This window comes from Marinobacter sp. AC-23 (genome assembly GCF_001858325.1).
GTDB lineage: Bacteria > Pseudomonadota > Gammaproteobacteria > Pseudomonadales > Oleiphilaceae > Marinobacter.
Window position 1 is genome coordinate 1 of record NZ_MBPP01000087.1, and the last position, 4,943, is coordinate 4,943.

The 4,943-nt window shown below is 55.4% G+C and carries 4 protein-coding genes and 2 pseudogenes; 5 read left to right on the plus strand and 1 reads right to left on the minus strand.

Annotated elements, in window-relative coordinates:
• The 5 genes and pseudogenes from BCA33_RS19030 to BCA33_RS19050 all read left to right on the plus strand — a co-directional run.
• The coding region (locus tag BCA33_RS19030) for an FAD-linked oxidase C-terminal domain-containing protein (protein WP_302848237.1) at nucleotides 1–343 on the plus strand (343 nt) is incomplete at its 5' end.
• Nucleotides 336–1,402: pseudogene (gene glcE / locus BCA33_RS19035) on the plus strand (glycolate oxidase subunit GlcE). The gene BCA33_RS19030 and the pseudogene glcE, both read left to right, overlap by 8 nt.
• A gap of 18 nt (nucleotides 1,403–1,420) precedes the next feature.
• Nucleotides 1,421–2,628, plus strand: a pseudogene (glcF, locus tag BCA33_RS19040) (glycolate oxidase subunit GlcF).
• An 86-nt stretch (nucleotides 2,629–2,714) separates the two neighbouring features.
• A complete protein-coding gene (locus BCA33_RS19045; protein ID WP_071268310.1) occupies nucleotides 2,715–3,158 on the plus strand; it encodes a DUF4124 domain-containing protein in 444 nt (147 codons plus the stop codon).
• Nucleotides 3,159–3,229: 71 nt separating this feature from the next.
• On the plus strand, nucleotides 3,230–4,432 hold the full coding sequence (locus BCA33_RS19050; protein WP_302848238.1) for a multidrug effflux MFS transporter: 1,203 nt from the start codon (nucleotides 3,230–3,232) through the stop codon (nucleotides 4,430–4,432).
• 15 nt (nucleotides 4,433–4,447) lie between these two features.
• Here BCA33_RS19050 and BCA33_RS19055 read toward each other — a convergent pair.
• Nucleotides 4,448–4,943: STAS domain-containing protein (locus BCA33_RS19055; protein ID WP_217632703.1), on the minus strand; the 496-nt coding region annotated here is incomplete at its 5' end.

Here is a 4,943-nt window from a genome sequence, read left to right on the forward strand (position 1 = left end):
TGCCGGCGATGGCAACTTGCACCCGTTGATTCTATTTGATGCCAATGTGCCGGGGGAGTTTGAGCGCACAGAAGCCTTTGGTGCCAGCATACTGAAAATGTGTGTGGACGTTGGCGGCTGCATTACCGGCGAGCACGGCGTAGGCGTGGAAAAGATTCGGCAAATGGCGATCCAATTCAACGACCACGAGCTTGAGCAGTTTCACGACGTGAAAGCCGCCTTTGACCCCATGGGTATCCTCAATCCGGGTAAAGGCGTACCCGCGCTGAAATTCTGCCAGGAATATCGTTCCCTCGAATACAAACAACACAAGCACCAACACACGGAAGCCGCCCATGGCTGATATCTCTCAACAACTGCAGGAGCAAGTGCTACAGGCCCGCTCCAGCGGAGAAAAACTCAACATAGTGGGTGGCGGCACCAAAGCCTTTGTTGGCCGCGAACGAAGCCCGGATGCCAGCAATCTTAACCTGGGCGAGCATACCGGTATCGTAGCGTATCACCCGGTTGAACTGGTGATGACCGTACGCGCTGGAACGCCACTGAGCGATATAGAAGCAGCGCTTGCCGAGCAGGGCCAAGCGCTGCACTTTGAGCCCCCACATTTTGGCCCCGGCTCTACCATAGGCGGCACACTGGCTTGCAACCTCTCTGGCCCCGCAAGACCCTGGGCTGGCTCCGTGCGAGATCAGGTTCTGGGCATTCGCTTGCTTAACGGCAAAGGCGAGCACCTGCGTTTTGGCGGTGAAGTAATGAAAAACGTCGCAGGCTACGATGTATCCCGCTTCAAGCGGGAGCTTTGGGCACCCTCGGCGCCATCACCGAAATAAGCCTGAAAGTCATGCCAAGCCTGGCTGCCAGCGTGACCTTGGTGCAGGACATGGCTCTGGAAGAAGTGCTGCATTACATGAACAGCCGTGCCAAAGAGCCCAAACCCATCACCGGCGCCTGCTGGGTCGACGGCAAAGTTTACCTCCGGCTCGCGGGTGCCAAATCGGCGGTAGAAGCAACGGCGGAAAAATGGGGCGGGAAGGTTATGGAAAGCGGCGAAGCTTTCTGGCGTTCAGTACAAGACATGCAACACGAGTTCTTCACTGGAAACGATGCACCACTGTGGCGCTTCTCCGTTAATTCCACGGCTGCGAATCCCGCTATTGAGGGCAAGTGGTTCCTCGACTGGGCTGGCTCCCAGCGCTGGTTTCGGGGTGCAGCAGAGCTCGCCGACATGGAGCCCTTGGCACGCACCGCTGGCGGACAGGTAAGCCTGTTCCGGGGTGGCGATCGCAGTGGGGAAGTGATGCACAGCCAACCCCGCGCGCTTAAAACGATCCAGAGCCGGGTAAAGCACTCGTTTGATCCCGATGGAATATTTAATCCCGGCCGACTTTATAGTTGGCTGTAAGCTCAAAGCAGGAAAAAAATGCAAACAAATTTGGTTCAACAATTTGCTAACACAACAGAAGGCAGGAGGCAGAAGCCATTTTGCGGGCCTGCGTCCATTGCGGCTTCTGCACCGCAACCTGCCCGACGTATCAGGAATTAAACGACGAGCGAGACGGCCCCCGCGGGCGCATCTACCTCATGAAAATGTTCCTCGAAGGCGCCGAAGTTACCGAGAAAACCCGAGAGCACCTCGACCGCTGTCTTACTTGCCGCAGCTGCGAAACCACTTGCCCTTCAGGCGTTCAATACGGACGCCTGGTGGATATTAGCCGGGGCCTTATTGATAAAGAGCTGCCTCGCGCCCCAAAAGACAAATGGCTGCGCTGGGCACTCGCGCGGGTGCTTCCCAATCGAGTCCTGTTTGGTTTCATGTTGCGCCTGGGGCAAACGTTTGCACCGGTGTTGCCTGCCAAGCTGCGCGCTAAAGTGCCGCCCAAAAAACAAGCCAGCCCCTGGCCAGCTGCAAGCCACAGCCGCATTGCTCTGGCTTTGGCCGGCTGTGTGCAACCATCCGCTACGCCGAATACCAACGCAGCGGCGGCTCGAGTTCTGGATAGGCTTGGCATTACACTGGTCGAAGCGCCAGAAGCCGGGTGCTGTGGTGCCGTAAACTACCACCTTTCTGAGCACGAAAAGGGCTTGGAGCGCATGCGCCAGAACATTGATGCCTGGTGGCCAGCCATGGAAGCCGGTGCTGAGGCTATCATCATGACTGCCTCTGGCTGCGGCGCCATGGTTCAGGACTACGGGCACCTCCTGCGAGAGGATCCGGTGTACGCGGCGAAAGCTAGAAAAGTCAGCGAGTTGTGTACAGATCTTGGTGCGTTCCTGCTGCAACAGGATCTTGAAACTCTCAAGGTTGCGCAGAGCCCTGGCAAAGTGGCGTTCCATTGCCCCTGCACGCTGCAGCACGCCATGAAACAAAACGGCGTGGTAGAGCAGGTGCTTACCAAGGCGGGCATCAACCTGGCCGTTACCAAAGACAATCACCTTTGTTGTGGTTCTGCGGGTACTTACTCTGTGCTGCAGCCGGAACTCAGCCAGAAGCTTCTGGCTAACAAGCTCAAGGCTCTGACCGGGGATAATCCTGATCGCATCGTAACGGCCAATATTGGTTGCCAGATGCATCTTGAGACCAAATCCCAGGTGCCGGTACAACATTGGATAGAACTGCTCGACCAATAAAACATAGGGCCATGGCCGCCTTACACTCCCTCTGGTAACCGTTATACTGTTCCGGCAATTAACGCGACCACAGGGAGTGGACTCTTATGCCAGGGATGATGGCTGCTGCGATTCTGATAGTTGTTTTCTCATCATCGGCCATTGCCGAGATCTATACTTGGACAGACGCCAGTGGCGTGGTTCATTTTACCGATGCCCCACCGCCCAACACAAAACACCAACCCGTCGACGTTTCGGCACCGGTGACAGTGCCCATGTCGGAGAACCTTGAGCAACACAGGCGTGTTTCAGGTATCCGCCAACAGGTGCGGGGAATGCTCTCATCTGATCGCAAAAGCGATTCAGCGCGCACTAAATCGAAAGCAAAAGCCTTGGCGAAGCAGGAAAAAGCCTGTGCCAGCTATCGACGCAAACTGGCTAATGTTCAATCGCAGCTTCGGGCCGGCTATGGTAATAGCAAAGGCAATAACCTGCGCCGCAAGCGCCGTAATTTGACCCAGTCCCTTAGCCGGCAGTGTATTTTGCGCTAATACTGTAGACTGTTGTGTAGTAAGCACCCTAACAAACTAAGGTTATTCATGTTCTGTATGGTCATTTTGGTTTGAACACAACACCGTTATCTCATCTTCAGTTAGCCATTCTATTAGGCATGACCGTTGCCTTGGGGCCGTTGGCACTTGACGCCTACCTGCCTGCCTTTCCGGAAATCGCTGATGAGCTTGGCATTGGGCACGGCGGTGTGGGGCTTACATTGAGTGCCTATGTGGGTGCTCTGGGCCTTGCGCAATTGTTGGGTGGCCCGCTGTCTGATCGCTATGGCAGGCAGCAGGTTTTGTTCGCTGGGCTGATCGTTTTTGCCCTTGCTGCGTTTATGGTTGCACAGGCAGATACGCTGCCAGGCATGCTGGGCTGGCGAATTGTGCAGGGTATTGGTGGCGCCTTCTGTGCGGTGTCTGTTCCGGCCATTGTTCGCGATCAGACCAGCGGGCAGGATGCCGCGCGCCTGTTTGGTTTGATAGGCCTGGTTATGTTTATTGCGCCGGCGGCGGCACCGTCCATTGGCTCAGCGTTGCTGTATTTCAGTGAATGGCATGCGATCTTCCTGATGCTTGCCGGCTACGCCGCTCTGCTGGCCGTTGTTTTGCACTATGTGTTGTTTAGGCGCTTGCCGCCCCGGCAAACAGAGCACACTCCTATTTCCACATTGGTTACCAACTATGGGTTGGTGCTTCGCCATCGCGTAACTATGCGCTTTGTTGGGCTGCAAGCCTTGTGCTTCAGTGCCATGCTGGTGTTTATCACCCACGCATCGTTTATTTATCAGGAGTGGTTCGGGCTTTCAAACGCTATGTTTTCTGCGTTGTTTGCCGCCAATATCGTGGCTATGGCAAGCCTGAACCTGCTCAACCGGCGCTTGCTCAACAAGTATGAGTCGGTGCGGATTCTCAGGATATGCGTGTTCCTGCAAGCCATCGCGGTTAGCGCGTTGGTAATCAGCGCCTGGGCCGGCGCACCCTATTGGGTGATAGCCGCCTGCATTATTGCTGCTGTTGGATTTATGGGAGCTATCGTTCCCAATAACATGGCCAATGCACTGGAATTCTTTCCCCACCTCGGCGGGACTGCTGCAGCTATGTTAGGGGCTGCGCAATTCACTGTTGCGGGCGCCATAAGCGCGCTCTCGGCGACCTTGGCAGGCGGAACCTTGTTGCCCGTTGTGCTGGTTATGGCGGTGTGTGTATATGGTGCGGCCATACTTGCTGCTGGTGGGCCGGCTGCGATTGAACGGCAGAGCCGAGCTTAGTTTTAATTATAGAGCCTAGCGCCGCCGCGCCTTTGCCGCATTGCTCTGCTTGGCGATTGAAACGCGCGAGCTTATGCCCTGATCAATATATAACACCGCATCCGTTACCTGCGGGAACATGTGCTCATCCAACACGTATTCACGCAGCGCAGCAGAGTGTGTGAGAGTGTCGCGAACGGGGCCTATAAGGCTGACCAGATAAAACTGAACGCCTTGTTCCCGCAGGTTTTCGATTACGCTTTCCAGCATGATCAGTGAGGTGCTATCGATGCTACTTACGGATTGAGCATCCAGTATCACCGCTTTAAGCGCACCCTCAGGGCGTTGCTTTATGAGGCTGTATAACCGCGTTTTGAAATAGTCTTTGTTAGCGAAATACAACGGCGCATCGAAGCGGAAAATCAGCACGTCCTTGCGTACGCTGATGGTTTCGAATCGGTGTATATTTCGGTAAAGATCCTCTCCGTCGAGCTTGCCCAGCTCGGTCATGTGTGGCGTCGTGCTGTTGTAT